At 59.8% G+C, this 18,059-nt stretch carries 20 protein-coding genes and 1 riboswitch; of the genes, 16 read left to right on the top strand and 4 right to left on the bottom strand.

Annotated features, from left to right (window positions below):
- Positions 1–35: 35 nt before the first annotated feature.
- The gene (locus ACWGZX_RS05585) at positions 36–620 is read right to left on the bottom strand and encodes a hypothetical protein (protein ID WP_452627593.1); all 585 of its coding nucleotides are present in this window, start codon (positions 618–620) and stop codon (positions 36–38) included.
- A gap of 157 nt (positions 621–777) precedes the next feature.
- A riboswitch (cobalamin riboswitch) is annotated at positions 778–1,009 on the top strand.
- An 82-nt stretch (positions 1,010–1,091) separates the two neighbouring features.
- On the opposite strand from ACWGZX_RS05585, the gene cobO reads away from it, so the two are divergent.
- From cobO to ACWGZX_RS05515, 14 genes are all read left to right on the top strand, one after another.
- The gene (gene cobO, locus ACWGZX_RS05580; protein WP_223514086.1) at positions 1,092–1,703 is read left to right on the top strand and encodes a cob(I)yrinic acid a,c-diamide adenosyltransferase; all 612 of its coding nucleotides are present in this window, start codon (positions 1,092–1,094) and stop codon (positions 1,701–1,703) included.
- Positions 1,700–3,097, top strand: a complete 1,398-nt coding sequence (locus ACWGZX_RS05575) for a cobyrinate a,c-diamide synthase (RefSeq protein WP_452627592.1) — start codon at positions 1,700–1,702, stop codon at positions 3,095–3,097. The genes cobO and ACWGZX_RS05575 overlap by 4 nt, the downstream gene beginning before the upstream one ends.
- Positions 3,094–3,744 carry a 5,6-dimethylbenzimidazole synthase gene (bluB, locus tag ACWGZX_RS05570; RefSeq protein WP_452627591.1) on the top strand — a complete coding sequence of 217 codons (651 nt, stop codon included), beginning with the start codon at positions 3,094–3,096 and terminating at the stop codon, positions 3,742–3,744. Before ACWGZX_RS05575 ends, bluB begins: the two co-directional genes overlap by 4 nt.
- Positions 3,741–4,649 carry an adenosylcobinamide-phosphate synthase CbiB gene (gene cbiB / locus ACWGZX_RS05565; protein ID WP_223514053.1) on the top strand — a complete coding sequence of 303 codons (909 nt, stop codon included), beginning with the start codon at positions 3,741–3,743 and terminating at the stop codon, positions 4,647–4,649. The genes bluB and cbiB overlap by 4 nt, the downstream gene beginning before the upstream one ends.
- On the top strand, positions 4,642–5,634 hold the full coding sequence (gene cobD / locus ACWGZX_RS05560; protein ID WP_452627590.1) for a threonine-phosphate decarboxylase CobD: 993 nt from the start codon (positions 4,642–4,644) through the stop codon (positions 5,632–5,634). The genes cbiB and cobD overlap by 8 nt, the downstream gene beginning before the upstream one ends.
- A complete protein-coding gene (locus ACWGZX_RS05555; protein WP_452627589.1) occupies positions 5,631–7,082 on the top strand; it encodes a cobyric acid synthase in 1,452 nt (483 codons plus the stop codon). The genes cobD and ACWGZX_RS05555 overlap by 4 nt, the downstream gene beginning before the upstream one ends.
- 122 nt (positions 7,083–7,204) lie before the next feature.
- Positions 7,205–7,726, top strand: a complete 522-nt coding sequence (cobU, locus tag ACWGZX_RS05550; RefSeq protein ID WP_452627588.1) for a bifunctional adenosylcobinamide kinase/adenosylcobinamide-phosphate guanylyltransferase — start codon at positions 7,205–7,207, stop codon at positions 7,724–7,726.
- A complete protein-coding gene (gene cobT, locus ACWGZX_RS05545) occupies positions 7,723–8,778 on the top strand; it encodes a nicotinate-nucleotide--dimethylbenzimidazole phosphoribosyltransferase (protein WP_452627587.1) in 1,056 nt (351 codons plus the stop codon). The genes cobU and cobT overlap by 4 nt, the downstream gene beginning before the upstream one ends.
- Positions 8,775–9,350 (top strand): alpha-ribazole phosphatase family protein, encoded by a 576-nt coding sequence (gene cobC, locus ACWGZX_RS05540; RefSeq protein ID WP_452627586.1) that lies wholly within the window; start codon positions 8,775–8,777, stop codon positions 9,348–9,350. The genes cobT and cobC overlap by 4 nt, the downstream gene beginning before the upstream one ends.
- A 2-nt stretch (positions 9,351–9,352) precedes the next feature.
- Positions 9,353–10,084, top strand: a complete 732-nt coding sequence (locus ACWGZX_RS05535; protein ID WP_452627585.1) for an adenosylcobinamide-GDP ribazoletransferase — start codon at positions 9,353–9,355, stop codon at positions 10,082–10,084.
- Positions 10,085–10,265: 181 nt separating this feature from the next.
- Positions 10,266–10,670 (top strand): MarR family winged helix-turn-helix transcriptional regulator, encoded by a 405-nt coding sequence (locus tag ACWGZX_RS05530; protein WP_452627584.1) that lies wholly within the window; start codon positions 10,266–10,268, stop codon positions 10,668–10,670.
- Between the two features lie 53 nt (positions 10,671–10,723).
- Positions 10,724–11,932: an MFS transporter gene (locus ACWGZX_RS05525; RefSeq protein WP_223514035.1), complete on the top strand. Its 1,209-nt coding sequence runs from the start codon at positions 10,724–10,726 to the stop codon at positions 11,930–11,932.
- Entirely contained in the window at positions 11,929–12,051 is a 123-nt protein-coding gene (locus ACWGZX_RS05520) for a hypothetical protein (protein ID WP_452627583.1), read from the top strand. The genes ACWGZX_RS05525 and ACWGZX_RS05520 overlap by 4 nt, the downstream gene beginning before the upstream one ends.
- A gap of 55 nt (positions 12,052–12,106) precedes the next feature.
- Positions 12,107–12,658 carry a glutathione peroxidase gene (locus tag ACWGZX_RS05515; protein ID WP_452627582.1) on the top strand — a complete coding sequence of 184 codons (552 nt, stop codon included), beginning with the start codon at positions 12,107–12,109 and terminating at the stop codon, positions 12,656–12,658.
- An 89-nt stretch (positions 12,659–12,747) separates the two neighbouring features.
- On the opposite strand, the gene ACWGZX_RS05510 is transcribed toward ACWGZX_RS05515, so the two are convergent.
- The 3 genes from ACWGZX_RS05510 to ACWGZX_RS05500 form a co-directional block, all read right to left on the bottom strand.
- Complete coding sequence (locus tag ACWGZX_RS05510) at positions 12,748–14,019, bottom strand: OmpP1/FadL family transporter (RefSeq protein WP_452627581.1); 1,272 nt, start codon at positions 14,017–14,019, stop codon at positions 12,748–12,750.
- 146 nt (positions 14,020–14,165) lie between these two features.
- Entirely contained in the window at positions 14,166–14,648 is a 483-nt protein-coding gene (locus tag ACWGZX_RS05505; protein WP_150778613.1) for a hypothetical protein, read from the bottom strand.
- Between the two features lie 276 nt (positions 14,649–14,924).
- Positions 14,925–15,149 carry a hypothetical protein gene (locus tag ACWGZX_RS05500; protein ID WP_007945191.1) on the bottom strand — a complete coding sequence of 75 codons (225 nt, stop codon included), beginning with the start codon at positions 15,147–15,149 and terminating at the stop codon, positions 14,925–14,927.
- Between the two features lie 952 nt (positions 15,150–16,101).
- Between ACWGZX_RS05500 and ACWGZX_RS05495 the strand changes: the two genes are divergently transcribed.
- Together ACWGZX_RS05495 and rmuC are read left to right on the top strand one after the other, a co-directional pair.
- A complete protein-coding gene (locus tag ACWGZX_RS05495) occupies positions 16,102–16,425 on the top strand; it encodes a sel1 repeat family protein (RefSeq protein ID WP_452627580.1) in 324 nt (107 codons plus the stop codon).
- A 175-nt stretch (positions 16,426–16,600) separates the two neighbouring features.
- Positions 16,601–17,965 carry a DNA recombination protein RmuC gene (rmuC, locus tag ACWGZX_RS05490; protein ID WP_452628969.1) on the top strand — a complete coding sequence of 455 codons (1,365 nt, stop codon included), beginning with the start codon at positions 16,601–16,603 and terminating at the stop codon, positions 17,963–17,965.
- Positions 17,966–18,059 lie beyond the last annotated feature (94 nt).

Below are 18,059 nucleotides of genomic sequence, written 5' to 3'. Positions count from 1 at the left end.
CATAGAGAAGATAAACGCAGCGATGGTTCAACCGGTCAGCCGCGAGCTTCCTTGAACAAGACGGCGATGCCCGGGTGATAGTTACCGGCTTCGTTACGCAACTTGCGGTAGGCGTAGGGGAAATACCAGGCCACCGTGCAGCAATGTTCCTTTTGCAGGTCGTCGACCATGTCCTGAAGTTCTTCCGGGGTGGCGCTCTGCTGGGCTTTTTGCGGGGCAACGAACAAACAGCCGAGTTTCAGGTCGCTGGCGTAGCTGATGCGTTTGGCGTCGCTGGTGATGTCCTGCAACGCCTGCGTCAGGTTCAGGCTGTTGACCTTGGGCCAGCGTTGAGTGGCCTGAAGATAGGCACGCTGTTCGGCGGTCGCGATAAACAGATCGGCGCGGGCGTTGCGTTCGCCCTCTTCGATTTGTTTGCGCGTCGGTGTGTTTTGCAGTGTGACCATTTCCGCCATCCACGCAGCGGTAGAGAGCAAGCCAAGGTTGGCCTTTTCGTCATGCCAGTAAGGCGCTTCGTTATCGCCGCGAGTCGTGTTGTAGCGGTCGATACAGTCAAACCAGCGTTCCAGCACCGGCCGCAGGAATTCCAGCTTCGGATTGCTGATGATCATGCCTTGCATGTTACTCACCCTTGTAATTGTGTTGTTGTTGGGTTGTGGCTCTTTGATATCACTGCTGGCCGTGTGCTGCAAGATTGGCGTCAGTAAATTGGCCGGCGGCAGTATATCGCTCGCTGCGGCTTTGTCTTCATTTGACGCTCCACCCCCAACCCTCTAACCTTCGCGGCTTGATTCAGGTGCTCTGTGGCAGTGGCCGACAGAGTGAAACAGGGAAGCCGGTGAGTGACTATCGTCAAACGACGAATCCTCACGATCCCGGCGCTGCCCCCGCAACGGTAAATGAGTGAAAGCTGCGTCTTGAGCCACTGTGTCGAGTGACATGGGAAGGCGCGCAGTCCGGCATAACGCCGCTCATGAGCCCGGAGACCGGCCTGATTCATCCAGTGGCATCACGGTGGGCGATGCCAGGCTTCTTGCCGTCTATTCTTGTGCCTGCCCGCCGTTATCCAGCCTCAACGGAGAGCTCCCCCCATGACCGATACCCCTGATCGTGACGAACGTCATTTGGCGCGCATGCAGCGCAAAAAAGCCGTGATTGACGAACGCATCGCCAATTCCCCGAACGAGTGCGGCTTGCTGCTGGTGCTGACCGGTAACGGTAAAGGCAAAAGCAGTTCGGCATTCGGCATGCTCGCCCGATCCATGGGCCACGGCATGCAATGCGGTGTGGTGCAGTTCATCAAGGGCCGCAACAGCACCGGCGAAGAACTGTTCTTCCGCCGCTTCCCGGAGCAAGTGCGTTTCCATGTCATGGGCGAGGGCTTTACCTGGGAAACCCAGGACCGCCAGCGTGACATTGCCGCCGCCGAAGCCGCCTGGGCAGTGTCCCGTGAATTGCTCAGCGATCCGTCCATCGGTCTGGTGGTGCTGGATGAGTTGAACATCGCCCTCAAGCACGGCTACCTCGACCTCGATCAGGTGCTCAGCGATTTGCAGGCCCGCCCGCCCATGCAGCATGTGGTGGTGACCGGTCGAGGTGCCAAGCCGGAAATGATTGAACTGGCCGACACCGTCACCGACATGGGCGTGATCAAACACGCGTTCCAGGCCGGGATCAAAGCGCAAAAAGGCGTCGAGCTGTGAATCAACCACGTCATTGCCCGGCGGTACTGATTGCCGCGCCGGCCTCCGGTCAGGGCAAGACCACCGTCACCGCCGCCCTGGCCCGTTTGCATCGCAATCAGGGGCGCAAGGTGCGCGTGTTCAAATGCGGCCCGGACTTTCTCGACCCGATGATTCTCGAGCGCGCCAGCGGTGCGCCGGTGTATCAACTGGATATGTGGATGGTCGGCGAACAGGAAAGTCGTCGACTGTTGTGGGAAGCGGCCGGTGACGCGGACTTGATCCTCATCGAAGGTGTCATGGGGCTGTTCGACGGTACGCCGTCCAGCGCCGACCTGGCGCGGCACTTTGGTGTGCCGGTGCTTGCTGTAATCGACGGCACTGCCATGGCGCAGACCTTTGGTGCGTTGGCGTTGGGCTTGGCGAAGTATCAGCCGGACTTGCCGTTTGCCGGCGTGTTGGCCAATCGGGTTGGCACCTTGCGTCACGCGCAATTGCTCGAAGGCAGCCTGACCGAAGGTTTGCGCTGGTACGGCGCTTTGTCGCGGGAAACCGGGATCGAATTGCCTAGTCGGCATTTAGGTCTGGTCCAGGCCAGTGAGCTGAATGATCTCGATCTGCGCCTCGATGCGGCGGCCAATGCGTTGGCCAGCAGTTGCGAAGTGGCATTGCCGCCGGCGGTCGAATTTGCAGCTCCGGATGTGATCGCGGTCGAACCGTTGCTCGCGGGTGTGCGAATTGCTGTGGCCCGTGATGAAGCGTTCGCGTTCACCTACGGCGCGAGTCTGGATTTGCTGCGAGCCATGGGTGCCGAGCTATCGTTCTTCTCGCCGATCCGCGACAGCGAAATACCGGAGGCTGACAGCCTTTATCTGCCCGGCGGTTATCCGGAATTGCACCATGTGGCGCTGTCACAAAACATCTCGATGCTTAATGCGATTCGCGCGCACCATGCAGCGGGTAAACCGCTGTTGGCCGAGTGTGGCGGCATGTTGTATCTGCTCGACTCGTTGACTGATGTCGAAGGCACTCGCGCCGAACTGGTGGGGCTGCTTAACGGCGACGCGGTGATGCAAAAGCGTCTGGCCGCGTTGGCGTTGCAAGCGGTCGAACTGCCGGAAGGTGCGTTGCGCGGGCACACGTATCACCATTCGCTGACCAGTACCGAGCTTGAGCCGATTGCGCGTGGCCTGAGCCCGAATGGCGGGCGGGGTGCGGAGGCGGTTTATCGTGAGGGGCGGATGACAGCTTCTTATGTGCACTTTTATTTTCCGTCCAATCCATCGGCGGTTGCCGCGCTTTTTGCGCCTGACCTTGAGGCTGCCTTCGCGAGCAGGTCGAATCGTCGCACCGTCACTCCCACAATAGATCTACAACACCCTGTGGGAGCGGGCTTGCCCGCGAAGAGGCCATGAGCGACAACGCATTCTCCGAAGCCGAACGCGCAGCGGTCTACCGCGCCATCGCCGAACGCCGCGACATGCGTCACTTCAGCGGCGGCACCGTCGAGCCCGAACTATTGCGACGGCTGCTCGAAGCCGCACACCAGGCGCCGAGCGTCGGCCTGATGCAGCCCTGGCGCTTCATCCGCATCAGTGACCGAGCGCTGCGCGGCAAGATCCAGTTGCTGGTGGAAGAAGAACGCATCCGCACCGCCGAAGCCCTCGGCGAGCGCACCGACGAATTCATGAAGCTCAAGGTCGAAGGCATCAACGACTGCGCCGAGGTGTTGGTCGCGGCGCTGATGGACGATCGCGAGCGCCACATCTTCGGCAGGCGCACCTTGCCGGAAATGGACATGGCCTCGTTGTCCTGTGCGATCCAGAACCTCTGGCTGGCCTCTCGCGCCGAAGGCCTGGGCATGGGCTGGGTGTCGCTGTTTGAGCCGAAAGCACTGGCGGACCTGCTGGGTTTGCCGGCCGGGGCCAAGCCGTTGGCGGTTCTTTGTCTGGGGCCAGTCAAGGAATTCTATCCAGCGCCGATGCTGGTACTCGAAGGCTGGGCGCAAGAGCGTCCGCTCAGTGAGTTGCTGTATGAAAATTATTGGGGAGAGGGTCAATGAGTGTGGCGTTATTGAGTGTCGCCGCGGTTGCGCTGGACGCGCTGCTGGGTGAGCCCAAACGCTGGCATCCGCTGGTGGCGTTCGGCCGTTTTGCCGAGCGCATCGAGCAACGTTTCAATGGCGGTGGTCGCGGCTGGCGTAGCCATGGCGTCACCGCGTGGGTGCTGGCGGTGCTGCCGCTGACCTTGCTCGCCACGGCATTGTCCTGGGCGCCTTATGTGGGTTGGGTCGTCGAGATTCTCGCTCTGTATTGCGCCCTCGGCATGCGCAGCCTCGGTGAACACGTCGAGCCGGTGGCCAAAGCCCTGCGCAGTGATGACCTGGAAGAAGCGCGTACACGTGTGGGCTATCTGGTCAGTCGCCAGACCAGCGAGTTGGATAAAACCGCAGTCGCCCGTGCGGCCACCGAGTCGGTGCTGGAGAACGGCAGCGATGCGGTGTTTGCCGCGCTGTTCTGGTTTGCCGTGGCCGGTGCGCCCGGTGTGGTGCTCTACCGTTTGAGCAACACGCTGGATGCGATGTGGGGTTATCGCAATGAACGCTTTGAGCGATTCGGCTGGGCGGCGGCGAAGATCGACGACGTCCTCAATTACATTCCCGCACGCTTGGTGGCGTTGACCTACGCGCTGCTGGGAAAAACCCGTCTGGCGTTGAAATGCTGGCGTACTCAAGGCCCGACCTGGGACAGCCCGAATGCCGGCCCGGTGATGGCGGCGGGCGCCGGTGCATTGGGCGTCGAGTTGGGCGGGGCGGCGATTTATCACGGTGAACTGCATCAGCGTCCGCAACTGGGCGAAGGCGTGCCGGCGGATGCCGACTCCATTGACCGTGGCTGGCAATTGGTTCAGCGCGGGGTATGGTTATGGTTGCTGATTCTCTGCGTGGGGGCTGAATTTTATGCTTGAGCACGGTGGCCGATTGCGCAAGGCGGCGCGCGAATACGGCATCGCAGAAGCCGATTGGCTCGACTTGTCCAGCGGCTTGGCGCCCTGGCCATTTCCGGTCCCGGACATCCCGCTGCGCGCCTGGGCACGTTTGCCGGAAACCGGAGACGGCCTGGAGCAGGCGGCCTGCGACTATTACAGCGCGGCTCAAGTGCTGCCGGTGGCCGGTTCGCAAATGGCCATCCAGTTACTCCCGCGTTTACGGCGTGCCGGCAAGGTCGGCGTGCTGTCGCCGTGCTACGCCGAACACGCCGAAGCCTGGCGGCGCTGTGGTTACATCGTGCGTGAGGTGCTGGAGCAGGAAGTCGACTTCTTTATCGACAGCCTCGACGTGCTGGTGGTAGTCAACCCGAACAACCCGACCGGCCTGAGCCTGACCCCGAGTCGTCTGCTCGACTGGCACACCCGACTGGTCTCGCGCGGTGGCTGGCTGGTGGTGGACGAGGCGTTCATGGACAACACGCCGCAGTTGAGTGTGGCGCCGTTTACCCATCTGGTCGGCTTGATTGTATTGCGTTCGTTCGGCAAGTTTTTCGGTCTGGCCGGTGTGCGGTTGGGGTTCGTGCTGGCGGAACGCAAGCTGCTCAACTTGCTCGCCGAGCAAGTGGGGCCGTGGGCGGTCAGCGGACCGACCCGAGTGATTGGCCAGGCCTGTCTGCTGGACACCGAAGGTCACGCCCGCCAGCGACAGCGCAGCGAAGAAGCCAGCGAGCGTCTGGCGCGGTTGCTTGAGCAGTTCGGGTTCAAGCCGCAGGGCGGCTGCGCCTTGTTCCAATGGCTGATCACCGAACAAGCGGAGCAACTGTATGTGTTCATGGCTCGGCAGGGAATATTGCTGCGCTTGTTCCCACACAACAGCAGCCTTCGTTTTGGCTTGCCCGCTGACGAAGCGGACTGGACACGCCTGGCGCAAGCCTTTGAAACCTACGTCAAGGAAGCCCAATGAGCACATTGATGGTGCAGGGCACCACGTCCGACGCCGGTAAAAGCACTCTGGTGACGGCGCTGTGTCGCTGGGTGGTGCGCCAGGGCGTGCGTGTCGTACCGTTCAAGCCACAGAACATGGCGCTCAACAGCGCGGTGACCGCTGACGGCGGTGAAATCGGTCGCGCGCAAGCCGTGCAGGCCCAGGCCGCCAACCTTGAACCGCACACCGACATGAACCCGGTGCTGCTCAAACCCAACAGCGACACCGGCGCTCAAGTGATCATTCATGGTCGCGCCGTCACGACGATGAACGCCGTCGCCTATCACGACTACAAAGCCATCGCCATGCAAGCGGTGCTGGCCTCCCATGAACGCTTGAGCGCGGCGTATCCGGTGGTGATGGTCGAAGGCGCGGGCTCGCCCGCCGAGATCAATCTGCGGGCCGGCGATATCGCCAACATGGGCTTTGCCGAAGCGGTGGATTGCCCGGTGGTGTTGATTGCAGACATCAATCGCGGCGGAGTTTTTGCGCATCTGGTGGGCACGCTGGAGTTGCTCTCGCCGACTGAACAAGCGCGCATCAAAGGCTTCATCATCAATCGTTTTCGCGGCGACATCGCCTTGCTGCAGCCCGGCCTCGACTGGCTCGAAGAACGCACTGGAAAACCGGTGATCGGTGTCCTGCCGTACGTGATGGACCTGCACCTGGAAGCCGAAGACGGCATCGATCAGCGCCAGACCGACAAGGCCGACCAGGTGTTGAAAGTGCTGGTGCCGGTGCTGCCGCGTATCAGCAACCACACCGATTTCGATCCACTGCGCCTGCATCCGCAAGTGGACCTGCAATTCATCGGCCCCGGCCAGGCGATTCCGCCGGCCGACCTGATCATCCTGCCCGGCTCGAAAAGCGTACGCAGCGACCTCGCGTATTTGCGGGCCAATGGCTGGGATTTGGCGATCAGTCGCCATCTGCGCTATGGCGGCAAAGTGCTGGGGATTTGTGGCGGTTTGCAAATGCTCGGTGAGCACGTGCATGACCCGTTGGGCCTGGAAGGCGCACCGGGTTCCAGTGCCGGTCTGGGGTTGATGGCGTTCGAAACACAGCTCGAAGAACAGAAGCAATTGCGCAACGTGCGCGGACGTTTGGCCCTGGAAGATGCCGTCGTCAGCGGCTATGAAATCCATGCCGGCGTGACCACCGGGCCGGCGTTGGAAAACGCTGCCGTGCAGCTGGATGATGGTCGCTGCGATGGTGCGCAAAGTGTGGATGGGCAGATATTCGGCACCTATCTGCATGGTCTGTTTGAATCGCCGGCGGCGTGCAGTGCGTTGCTGCGTTGGGCGGGTTTGCAGTCGGTGCAGGAGGTCGATTACCACGCATTGCGTGAGCGCGATATCGAGCGGTTGGCGGATCTGGTGGAACTGCATCTGGATACCCGGCTGTTGCGTGAGCTTTGTGGTTTCTGAGGTGATTATTCAGGCCTCTTCGCGGGCAAGCCCGCTCCTACAGGGTTATCGCAATCAACTGTAGGAGCGGGCTCGCCCGCGAAGAGGCCAGCCGCCTCATCGATGATTTTAAGGAGTGAACCATGCTGCAACTAATCCTCGGCGGCGCCCGCTCCGGTAAAAGTCGTCTGGCCGAAAAGCTCGCCACCAACAGCCAGCTGGCCGTGACCTACATCGCCACCAGCCAACCGCTGGACGGCGAAATGAACGACCGCGTCGCCCATCACCGCGCCCGTCGTCCAGCCGAATGGGCATTGATCGAAGAGCCGATCGAACTCGCCCGTGTACTGCGCGAAACCTCCCGCGCCAACCGTTGCCTGCTGGTGGATTGCCTGACGCTGTGGATGACCAATCTGCTGATGCTCGATGACGCCGAACGCCTCAACGCTGAACGCGAAGCGCTGTTGGACTGCCTGGCCTCGTTGCCGGGTGAAATCATTTTTGTCAGCAACGAGACCGGAATGGGGGTCGTGCCGCTGGGCGAATTGACTCGCCGTTACGTCGATGAAGCCGGTTGGCTGCATCAAGCGTTGGCCGAGCGCTGCCAGCGTGTCGTCCTGACCGTCGCTGGCCTGCCCCTGACTTTGAAAGGAACTGCGTTATGACTCAATCCTGGTGGCTGAACCCGTGCAAGCCGATCAATGCGCAAGCTGTCGAACAGGCGCAGGCGCGTCAACAGCAACTGACGAAACCGGCCGGCTCCCTCGGCCAACTGGAATCAGTGGCGGTGCAATTGGCCGGGTTGCAGGGGCAGGTCAAGCCGAGTCTGGATAACCTGTGGATCGCGATTTTTGCCGGTGACCATGGTGTCGTGGCTGAAGGCGTGTCGGCGTTTCCTCAGGAAGTCACCGGGCAGATGCTGCACAACTTCGTCAACGGCGGTGCGGCGATCAGTGTATTGGCGCGACAGTTGGGTGCTTCCCTTGAGGTGGTGGATCTGGGCACGGTCACGCCAACCTTGAATCTGCCTGGCGTGCGCCACTTGAACGTTGGCCCAGGCACGGCGAATTTCGTCAAAGGCCCGGCCATGACGACGGCCCAAGGCGAACTGGCATTGCAGGCTGGTCGTGACAGCGTGCAGCGCGCCATCGCAGCCGGGGCGCAGTTGTTTATCGGCGGTGAAATGGGCATCGGCAACACCACCGCAGCCAGTGCATTGGCTTGTGCCTTGCTCGATTGCCCGGTAGTGCATCTGACCGGGCCGGGTACCGGTCTGGACGCGGCGGGCGTCAGCCACAAAGCTCAGGTCATCGAGCGCGCGTTGGCGCTGCACAGTGCTCAGCGCGGGGACGCTTTGCAGACACTGTTCAACCTCGGCGGCTTTGAAATTGCCGCGCTGGTTGGCGCGTATCTGGCGTGTGCGCAGGAAGGCGTGGCGGTGCTGGTCGATGGGTTCATTTGCAGTGTCGCGGCATTGGTGGCGGTGCGTTTGAATCCTGATAGTCGTGAGTGGCTGCTGTTCGGCCATCGCGGCGCCGAGCCTGGCCATCGGCATGTGCTGGAAACCCTGAACGCAGAACCGTTGCTGGATCTTGGGCTGCGCCTGGGCGAGGGCAGCGGTGCGGCGCTGGCCGTGCCGTTGTTGCGTCTGGCCTGCGATCTTCACGGGCAGATGGCGACCTTCGCCGAAGCGGCCGTTGCGGACCGTCCGGCATGACGTTGCGTCTGGACCTGTTGCGCCATGGCGAGACCGAACTCGGTGGCGGGTTGCGCGGCAGTCTCGATGATGCGCTGACCGCAAAAGGCTGGGAGCAGATGCGCGCGGCGGTGATCGAGCAGGGGCCATGGGATCGTTTGGTCAGCTCGCCATTACAGCGTTGTGCACGGTTTGCTGAAGAGCTCGGCGAGCAACTGGGATTGCCGGTGCACTTGGATAAAGACCTGCAAGAACTGCACTTCGGTGCCTGGGAAGGGCAGAGCGCAGCGGCGTTGATGGAAACCGATACCGAGGCATTGGGCCTGTTCTGGGCTGATCCTTATTCGTTTACGCCGCCGGACGGTGAGCGGGTTTCGGACTTTTCCAAACGGGTAGTGACGGCCATTGAACGACTGGTTGTTGCTTATGCTGGCGAGCGGATTCTGTTGATCAGCCATGGTGGGGTCATGCGTTTGTTGCTGGCGCAAGCGCGGGGGTTGCCGCGCGAGCAGTTACTCAATGTCGAAGTCGCTCATGGCTCGCTGTTTTCGTTGAGCGTCGAACCCGGCGTCCTTCTCAAGGAAGCGATCTGACCATGCTGCCATTCTGGATTGCCTTGCAATTTTTGAGCAGTCTGCCGATTCGCCTGCCCGGCATGCCGACGCCTCAGGAATTGGGCCGCTCGCTGTTGTTTTATCCGCTGGTGGGGCTGTTGTTCGGCGCGATTCTATGGGCACTGAATTGGCTGTTACTGGGTACGCCATTGTTGCTGCATGCCGCGTTGTTGCTGACGGTTTGGGTTCTGCTCAGCGGGGCGTTGCACCTGGACGGTCTGGCCGATAGCGCTGACGCGTGGCTCGGCGGATTTGGCGACCGGGAACGTACGCTGACGATCATGAAAGACCCGCGCAGCGGACCGATTGCTGTGGTAACGCTGGTGTTGGTGTTGTTGCTGAAGTTCGCGGCGTTGCTGGCATTGATCGAGCAGCAGCATGGTCTGTTCCTGATCATCGTTCCGCTGATCGGCCGTAGCGCGATGCTGGGTTTGTTCCTGACCACACCGTATGTGCGTGCTGGCGGACTGGGGCAGGCGCTGGCGGATCATCTGCCGCGATTGGCGGGTAAACAGGTGTTGGTGGTCAGTGCGTTGGGCTGTGTTTTGATCGCAGGTTTCAGCGGTGTTGTGGCCGTTGTTGTGGCAGCGGTCATTTTTCTATGGCTGCGGCAGCTCATGCTACGGCGATTGGGCGGAACGACGGGCGATACAGCAGGTGCGATGCTGGAGTTGCTGGAGATGGCGGTGTTGGTAGGATTGGCGTTGGTCTGACGGCTCCTGTGGTAAAAGTACCGGCCCCTTCGCCGGCAAGCCGGTCTCGCTCCCACAGTTGATCGCATTCCCCCTGTGGGAGCGAGCCTGCTCGCGAATGCGGTATGCCAGACACATCGATATTTCTGAATAAACCCAACTGTAACTTGATTTAACACAACCGCGGGTATATACACGCACCATGCTCGACTCCCAATGTTTATGCATCAACCTGCGTCGCGCCGCCCGTGGCGTCAGCAGGCATTACGACGGCGCTCTCGACGGCTTCGGGATCAACGTTGCCCAGTATTCTTTGCTGTGCAATTTACAGCGTCTGGATCAACCGAGTATTTCCACCCTCGCCGAAGCCATGGGTCTGGACCGCAGCACCCTCGGGCGCAATTTACGGGTGCTGGAAGGCGAAGGATTGGTGATGTTGGTCGAGGGCGAGGACATGCGTAATCGCATCGTCCGACTGACCGAGGTCGGTGCCGAACGTCTGAAGGCCGCCTTGCCGGCCTGGGAAGCGGCCCAGCAACGGTTGATTGACCGATTGGGTGCCGAGAAACGTGAAACCTTGCTGCGACTGCTGGATGAACTGGCCTGAAGCCGGTTTTTCCGTTCTTAAGCGGGTATATACCCGCTACCGGGGAATAAGAAATGACATCGATGTGGCGTACTTGCGGTTGGGTGTTGTTGGGGAGTGCGCTGATCCTTGCATTGTCTTTGGGCGTGCGCCATGGCTTTGGGCTGTTTCTGGCGCCGATGAGTGCCGAGTTCGGCTGGGGGCGTCAGACCTTTGCGTTTGCCATCGCCTTGCAGAATCTGATCTGGGGCCTGGCGCAGCCCTTCACCGGTGCGCTGGCCGACCGCTTCGGTGCGGCGAAAGTGGTGCTGGTCGGTGGCGTGCTGTATGCCTTGGGCCTGGTGTTCATGGGGCTGTCTGATTCCGCCGTGACACTGTCCTTGAGTGCCGGCCTGTTGATCGGCATCGGCCTGTCCGGCACCTCGTTTTCGGTGATCCTCGGCGTGGTCGGCCGTGCGGTGCCACCCGAGAAGCGCAGCATGGGTATGGGCATCGCCAGTGCGGCCGGTTCGTTCGGTCAGTTCGCGATGTTGCCGGGCACGTTGGGCTTGATCGGTTGGCTCGGCTGGTCCGCCGCGTTGCTGGTGCTGGGCTTGTTGGTGGCGTTGATCGTGCCGCTGGTGAGCATGCTCAAGGACAAACCATTGCCGGTCCTCGGTCATGAACAAACCCTCTCCGAAGCGCTACATGAAGCCTGCTCCCACTCTGGGTTCTGGCTGTTGGCGTTCGGCTTCTTCGTGTGCGGTTTCCAGGTGGTGTTCATCGGCGTGCATTTGCCGGCTTATCTGGTGGATCAACACCTTCCGGCCACCGTCGGCACCACGGTGCTGGCGCTGATCGGGTTGTTCAACATCTTCGGTACGTACACCGCCGGCTGGCTCGGCGGGCGTATGTCGAAACCGCGCTTGCTGACCGGTTTGTACTTGCTGCGGGCGGTGGTTATTGCGCTGTTCCTGTGGGCGCCGGTGACGACGACAACGGCGTACCTGTTCGGCATGGCCATGGGGTTTTTGTGGTTGTCGACGGTGCCGTTGACTAACGGTACCGTGGCGACCTTGTTCGGTGTGCGAAACCTGTCCATGCTCGGTGGGATTGTTTTCCTGTTTCACCAGCTCGGCTCATTTCTCGGCGGATGGTTGGGCGGGGTGGTGTATGACCGAACCGGGAGCTATGACTTGATCTGGCAAGTGGCAATTCTCTTGAGCCTGTTGGCAGCTGCCCTGAACTGGCCGGTGCGTGAGCGGCCGGTAGCGCGGCTTCAATCACAGATGAGTGCGATATGAACCGTCTTTGGTCGCGGATCGCTGTAGCGGCCGTCTGCGCCTTGCTGCTGGCGTTATCGTGGTGGGGCTGGCATCAGGGCGGGCTGGCGCTGATGCAGTTGGGTATGGGTGCTTGCTAGGGAGTGGCGAGGGCGAGTAACTTCGTTTTTGACGACTTATCAAGGATGCACCGACATGTTGAAGCGCTGGATTGCAGTCCCCGCGTTGCTGGTGGCGTTTACCGGGCTGGCCCACGCGGGTGAGTGCCCGGAACTGTTGCAAGGCTCGTTGCAAAAGCTGCGCGCCAAGGAATCCATCGACCTGTGCCAGCGGTTTGAGGGTAAACCGCTGGTGGTGGTCAATACCGCAAGCTTCTGCGGTTTCGCCCCGCAGTTCAAAAGCCTTGAAGCGCTCAATCAGCGTTTTAAAGGGCAAGGGCTGGAGGTGATCGGTGTTCCGTCCCATGACTTCAAGCAGGAGGCCATGAACGGCGCCGAGACGGCCAAGGTCTGTTACGTGAACTACGGCGTGACCTTCACCATGACCGAGCCGCAGAAAGTGCGAGGCGATGACGCAACGCACCTGTTCAAGGTCCTGGCCAAACAGACCAGCGCGCCGAAATGGAATTTCTACAAATACGTGGTCGATCGCAAGGGCAACGTCATCGCCAATTTTTCCAGCCTGACCAAACCCGATGATCCCGAGTTCATCGCAGCGGTGGAGCAAGCCCTGGCTTCCCAGCCCTGATCAGCGCCCACTAAAAAGCCCCGCCTCTGTAGCAGAGAGCGGGGCTTTTTTTATTCAGTCGGCGAGTATTTCAGGCTCGCCGTGAATCATCAGAAGCGGTAGGTCGCGCCGAGACCGAAACCGTTCGCCGAGTTTTCATACTTGGCGTTGTAGGTCTGGCCACGGTCGTTGCTGTTGTTGATCTTGACCGACTCTTCGCGCAGGTACGAATACGCCAGGTCGATGGTCAGGTCGTCGGTCGGGCTCCAACCGGCGCCCAGACTGAATGCCTTGCGATCGCCTGTCGGGATGCGTGGGGAGCGGTCAACGTTGTTGGTCGGTGCCTGGTCAACGGACAGACCGCCACGCAGTACCCATTGCTTGTTCAGCTGGTAGGCTGCGCCGATGGCGTGAGCCCAGGTGTCGTGCCAGTTCTGTTCTTCGGTGATGGTACCGAATTGGCCGTTCAGAACGGTTGGAACTCCACTGTTTTCAACGGTGATATCTTTCAGGCGGCTCCAGCGAGTCCAGGTGCTGCCTGCGTAAAGAGTCCACTGGTCGTTGAGCTGGTGAGTGACCGAGAAGTCCACCGATTCAGGCGTGGTCACGTCCAGCGAAGCGTCGTATTTCTGGTTCGGGTTCTGGCCGATCAAGCCCAGTACGTTGTAGTTGACCTTGGTGTTGCCATCGAGCGTGTAATCCACTTTCGAGTGGTAGGTCAGGCCGACGCGAGTGCTGTCGGTCGCTTGAACCAGCACGCCGATGTTGTAGCCCAGCGCGGTGTCGTCACCGGTGATCTTGACCTTGCCGTCTGGCGCGGCCTGGGTGATCGACAGGTTCGATTCCAGGGTGCCGTTGATGTGGTTGATGGTCGGACCGAAACCGATGGAAACCTTGTCGTTGAAGGCGTAGCTGACAGTCGGTTGCAGGGTGACGACTTTTACTTCGCTCTTGCTGCCGAAGTAACGACCGGCAAAGCCGTTTTCGTAGTCAGTCACCAGACCGAACGGTGCGTAGACGCCAATACCGAAGGCCCACTTGTCGTCGATTGGCTTGACGTAGTAGCCCATAGGTACGGCGATGAACGGAACCATGTCGCCGTCGTTGCTGCCGCCGTTCGGGAAGGAGCTTGCGTCGCTGATGTCAGTGTGTGCGTCGATCATCGCAAGACCGCCGGTGACTTGTTCGCGCTTGATGCGGGACATGCCGGCAGGGTTGCCAAAAATTGTACTTGCGTCATCGGCAGAGGAAGATCGCCCGGCAAAGCCTGTACCCATCCCGCTGATGCTTTGTTCGTTAATGGCAAAGCCACTTGCAAAGATCTGGGTGGACGCCATGGTAACGGCGAGGCTAAGGGTGGTTTTGAGCATTACTTTTTTCATTATTCGAACTCGAGGTGATCACCGGGGCGAAAATTACCAACATTTTCGTCCCAGCGCCATAGGCTGTATGCCTTGATTTAGAGCGGTTTTGTAGGACAATCCAACCAGGTTGACGACCGATTGCACGAACTTGTGAAACTGGTGGGTCAGCAAGCGACCTGATTCAGGGGTGAAACACAGGTTTGCCAGGCGCTGGTGAAATCGCGCAGACGCCCTTGAGGCTGAAAGGTCTGACGCCAGATGCGGGCCATGCCTAACAAGTCATCGGCGGCGGGGAGGGGGGTGTTCTGTTCTTCTACCAGCAGCCAGGCGATGGCGGTGGCGTAACGCAGGTTAACGGTCAATTCCAGGTGTGGCCCGCTGAGAAAGGCATGTTGGCTGGCCAGGCCGCGGACAAGGCTCGCCCGTTCGGGGTCCAGTGCCAGATAGTGATCCCAAAGTGCCTGGTGGCGGGGTTCGGCGATTCGGTAGAGGCCGTGTCCACGGCGGTCATGCAGGGCGGAGCCAAGGGCTGACTGACTGGCGGCGATGCCCAGCAGCAAGGATTCGGCAGTTGCGCTATGGCGTCCGAGGTAAATCAATGTCGGACGAATCACATAACGGCACAGTTCGCTGGCAGCGATACCCATAAAGCCCTCGAAACATGAAGTAGGCGGCGATACCTGAGGGACGCGTTGGCAGCGGTGGATCGAATCAGGCTCGCCGGAAGCGGATCAGGCCGCTTGAGTTGAAGTGTAGTGTCATATTCGCGCTGTAAAGGTATGTTTTTAAAATATTTCCAGCTTCGAGTTATAACCGTTATATCGGTTAGTGCTTAGCGGCTATCTGCGAAAAGAGAAATAACGGGCAATAAAAAGCCCCGCTTTTTGAGCAGGGCTTTTGGGTTTTTCAGTCTTTCTGGTGTCTCAGGCAATCAATGCCTGGCGGGTACGCTCGATCACGGCCTGCAGCGGTTCTGCGCTGGAGTATTGATCGGGGTACAGGCGTTCACTGTGACGAGCGATGCCGTGTTCATTGACCAGAGTGAAACTGAAGCAGCCTTTGCGAGCAGCCATGATCAGGCAGTTCATTGGTGCAAAAGCGTTGGTTAGGGTGCGGATTGCATCCTGGGTATGGATTTGAGTAGTCATTATTTGGGTGTTCCTACAAGCGACACGGATAAGAACCGTGCAAAGTTAAAACGTTCCAGTGACGACGACCACCATTGGTCGAACGAAGAACCCGACTGGAACAAAGCAGCCAGTTTGAAGCGCTGATAATTGGCGCGCTTGGGCTGGCAGGTAGGTACTTAGGAGGGCAGGCAACACATCAAGGGCAAAGGTTCTGGGCCCGGGGTGAAGATCCTGATCAATTTGCAGGCTGGTTCGGTCAGAGTAAGTGAGCTTCGCAACACCCTTCGCAATTGTTCGAAGGCTGTGTTGGCGCAAGGTTTACCTGGAAACCATCGAGGTGGTCGATCCTGTTTTGTCGGTGGAGGCTTCTCTTGAGGGAAGGCTGACCGCGAGGATTTGTTCGACCAGAATTGACTTTCAGCTTGGTACTAACGCCGCGGATACTAACGGATTGAATTTGAGAATGGAAGTGTGTTAGCAAAAAAGATAAATCAGCCCGGGCAACGCGCCCTGCAAATGCTCACATTTCGACCGGTGGTTGCAGTCACTCATCGGACCGCGATCTGCCTGGATCAAGGGTTTTCCCGGTTTATCCCCAGAAGTCACGCAAAAACGCGCCGAAAAAGTGCGTCCATATAACTTCCTCGAAGGGAGTTGTGCACATAAGTTGCGCTAACTGTAACCCCACTGTCATTCAGGCCCACGCCGTCGTGGGTGCCTGTATTGAAAATTTAAGTCAATGAAAAACATCGCTTTTTTTTACTGGTGAAAAAATCGTCAGTTTGACTGCGAGCCCCGTCCCACAGGGCTTTGCGCGAGTTCAAGGGCGGTTGTCCACTGAGTTATCCACAGCTTCTGTGGATTGTCCCGAGCGCTTGCTCTAGGACGGGCGTGCCGGGATTTTTTGGGCTTTACCTGTAAGAAAAAAAGAGTAGAGTTGCGCGCCTTCCGATCTGTCCCACAGTGCTTTATGAAGTTTCGCTCAGTATCAATCGCTGCTACCTCCACACCTCCCAATGTGACCCCGCCCAAGCGCTTTTCGATGCGCGTGGCCGAGTGGCTGCTGGACAGTCCGCGACTCGGGGATAACCCCAACATCAAGCACTTCGCCGGACGCTTGCTCAAACAGCCTGCCCGTGAAGGCGTCGTGGCCGCGCAAAGCCGCCTTGGGCAACTGATGTGTCGCGAATGCGGCAATGCCCGTGATCGGCGCATTGGTCAGGATCTGCTGCGCCAGGCCGCGCGAGCAGGGGACGCGCGTGCCCAACAGGAACTGGGGCTGATCGAAGACTGAGCTGTCCAAGTCTGGTTGCCTTGGTTAACCTTCAAGCTTTATCTCATCGGCAGGAATCCCTATGGCTATGGACTTGACCAGCCTCTTACTCGGTCTGGCGGGCGCTGGTCTGCCGTTGCTGGTACTGGCCTGGCAAATTCAGCGCCGTGCGAGCGTCTCGCAAGCCGGGGTAGCGCTGCTGGAGGAGCGTCTGGCCATGGCGCAGTTGGCGCAGGACGGTTTGAATGCCCAGCTCGACGCCAGTCGCGATGAAATCGGTGATCTGAGCCAGGCTAACGCCGCCAGGCAGGCAGACCTTGCCGCTGCGCGCCGTGAAGTCGAACTGCTGCAAATCGAACGCGACGATGCCCGCGATGCAGCTCATGCCTGGAACATTGAGCGCGCCGGTAAAGAAGCTGAGCTGCGTCGCCTGGACATGCAGGCGGCCTCACTCAGCGCCGAGCTGCGCGAGCAACAGGAAAGCCATCAGCAGCGCCTCAGTGACCTGCAAGGTTCGCGAGACGAGCTGCGCGCACAGTTTGCCGAACTGGCGGGCAAGATTTTCGACGAGCGTGAGCAACGCTTTGCCGAAACCAGTCAGCAGCGACTGGGTCAGCTGCTCGACCCTTTGAAAGAACGCATTCAGTCCTTCGAAAAACGCGTCGAGGAAAGTTATCAGGCCGAAGCTCGCGAGCGTTTCTCGCTGGCCAAGGAACTGGAGCGCCTGCAACAGCTGAACCTGCGCTTGAGCGACGAAGCCACCAATCTGACGCGCGCCCTCAAAGGGCAGAAAACCCAGGGCAACTGGGGCGAGCTGATTCTTGAGCGAGTGCTTGAACACGCGGGTCTGGAGAAGGGCCGTGAGTACCAGACCCAAGTCAATCTCAAAGGCCCGGACGGTGAGCGATTCCAGCCGGATGTGATTATTTACCTGCCGGGTGACAAGCAGGTGGTGGTCGACTCCAAGGTCAGCCTGACGGCCTATCAGCAATACGTGGCAGCCGAAGACGACGCGATCGGCCAGATCGCCATCAAGCAGCACGTACTGTCGCTGCGCAATCACATCAAAGGCCTGGCCGGCAAGGATTACAAACGGCTCGACGGCTTGCACAGCCTGGATTTCGTGTTGCTCTTCGTGCCAATCGAAGCGGCGTTTTCCGCCGCCTTGCAGGCGGAACCGACGCTGTTCCAGGAGGCGTTCGACCGTAACATCGTGATCGTCAGCCCCACCACTTTATTGGCGACTCTGCGGGTCATCGACAGTCTGTGGAAACAGGAGCGCCAGAGCCAGAACGCCCGGGAAATCGCCGAGCGCGCCGGGTGGCTGTACGACAAGTTCGTGTTGTTTATTCAGGACCTGGACGAAGTCGGCAATCGCTTGCAGCAACTGGACAAAGCCTACAGCTCTGCGCGCAACAAGCTGACAGAAGGCCGCGGTAATCTGGTCAGTCGTAGCGAACAGCTGAAATTGCTCGGCGCGCGAGCCAGCAAGAGCTTGCCGGCAGATTTGCTGGAGCGGGCGATGACTGATGTGGATGGCCTGGTCGAGTTGCCGGAGTAATCCGAAAAGCATCGCGAGCAGGCTCGCTCCCACATGAACTGCGCAAAACCCTGTGGGAGCGAGCCTGCTCGCGATGGTGGCAGTTGCCCCCTGC

It is taken from the genome of Pseudomonas sp. CLCA07, from assembly GCF_053615335.1.
Note: the sequence above shows the minus strand (reverse complement) of the source record. Positions and strands in the feature narration are given on the sequence as shown.

Excerpts from the sequence above, each read along its gene's own strand:
- ACWGZX_RS05585 (WP_452627593.1), bottom strand. The coding sequence starts at position 620 with ATGCAAGGCATGATCATCAGCAATCCGAAGCTGGAATTCCTGCGGCCG.
- cobO (WP_223514086.1), top strand. The coding sequence starts at position 1,092 with ATGACCGATACCCCTGATCGTGACGAACGTCATTTGGCGCGCATGCAG.
- bluB (WP_452627591.1), top strand. The coding sequence starts at position 3,094 with ATGAGCGACAACGCATTCTCCGAAGCCGAACGCGCAGCGGTCTACCGC.
- cbiB (WP_223514053.1), top strand. The coding sequence starts at position 3,741 with ATGAGTGTGGCGTTATTGAGTGTCGCCGCGGTTGCGCTGGACGCGCTG.
- cobD (WP_452627590.1), top strand. The coding sequence starts at position 4,642 with ATGCTTGAGCACGGTGGCCGATTGCGCAAGGCGGCGCGCGAATACGGC.
- ACWGZX_RS05555 (WP_452627589.1), top strand. The coding sequence starts at position 5,631 with ATGAGCACATTGATGGTGCAGGGCACCACGTCCGACGCCGGTAAAAGC.
- cobU (WP_452627588.1), top strand. The coding sequence starts at position 7,205 with ATGCTGCAACTAATCCTCGGCGGCGCCCGCTCCGGTAAAAGTCGTCTG.
- cobT (WP_452627587.1), top strand. The coding sequence starts at position 7,723 with ATGACTCAATCCTGGTGGCTGAACCCGTGCAAGCCGATCAATGCGCAA.
- cobC (WP_452627586.1), top strand. The coding sequence starts at position 8,775 with ATGACGTTGCGTCTGGACCTGTTGCGCCATGGCGAGACCGAACTCGGT.
- ACWGZX_RS05535 (WP_452627585.1), top strand. The coding sequence starts at position 9,353 with ATGCTGCCATTCTGGATTGCCTTGCAATTTTTGAGCAGTCTGCCGATT.
- ACWGZX_RS05530 (WP_452627584.1), top strand. The coding sequence starts at position 10,266 with ATGCTCGACTCCCAATGTTTATGCATCAACCTGCGTCGCGCCGCCCGT.
- ACWGZX_RS05525 (WP_223514035.1), top strand. The coding sequence starts at position 10,724 with ATGACATCGATGTGGCGTACTTGCGGTTGGGTGTTGTTGGGGAGTGCG.
- ACWGZX_RS05520 (WP_452627583.1), top strand. The coding sequence starts at position 11,929 with ATGAACCGTCTTTGGTCGCGGATCGCTGTAGCGGCCGTCTGCGCCTTG.
- ACWGZX_RS05515 (WP_452627582.1), top strand. The coding sequence starts at position 12,107 with ATGTTGAAGCGCTGGATTGCAGTCCCCGCGTTGCTGGTGGCGTTTACC.
- ACWGZX_RS05510 (WP_452627581.1), bottom strand. The coding sequence starts at position 14,019 with ATGAAAAAAGTAATGCTCAAAACCACCCTTAGCCTCGCCGTTACCATG.
- ACWGZX_RS05505 (WP_150778613.1), bottom strand. The coding sequence starts at position 14,648 with ATGGGTATCGCTGCCAGCGAACTGTGCCGTTATGTGATTCGTCCGACA.
- ACWGZX_RS05500 (WP_007945191.1), bottom strand. The coding sequence starts at position 15,149 with ATGACTACTCAAATCCATACCCAGGATGCAATCCGCACCCTAACCAAC.
- ACWGZX_RS05495 (WP_452627580.1), top strand. The coding sequence starts at position 16,102 with ATGAAGTTTCGCTCAGTATCAATCGCTGCTACCTCCACACCTCCCAAT.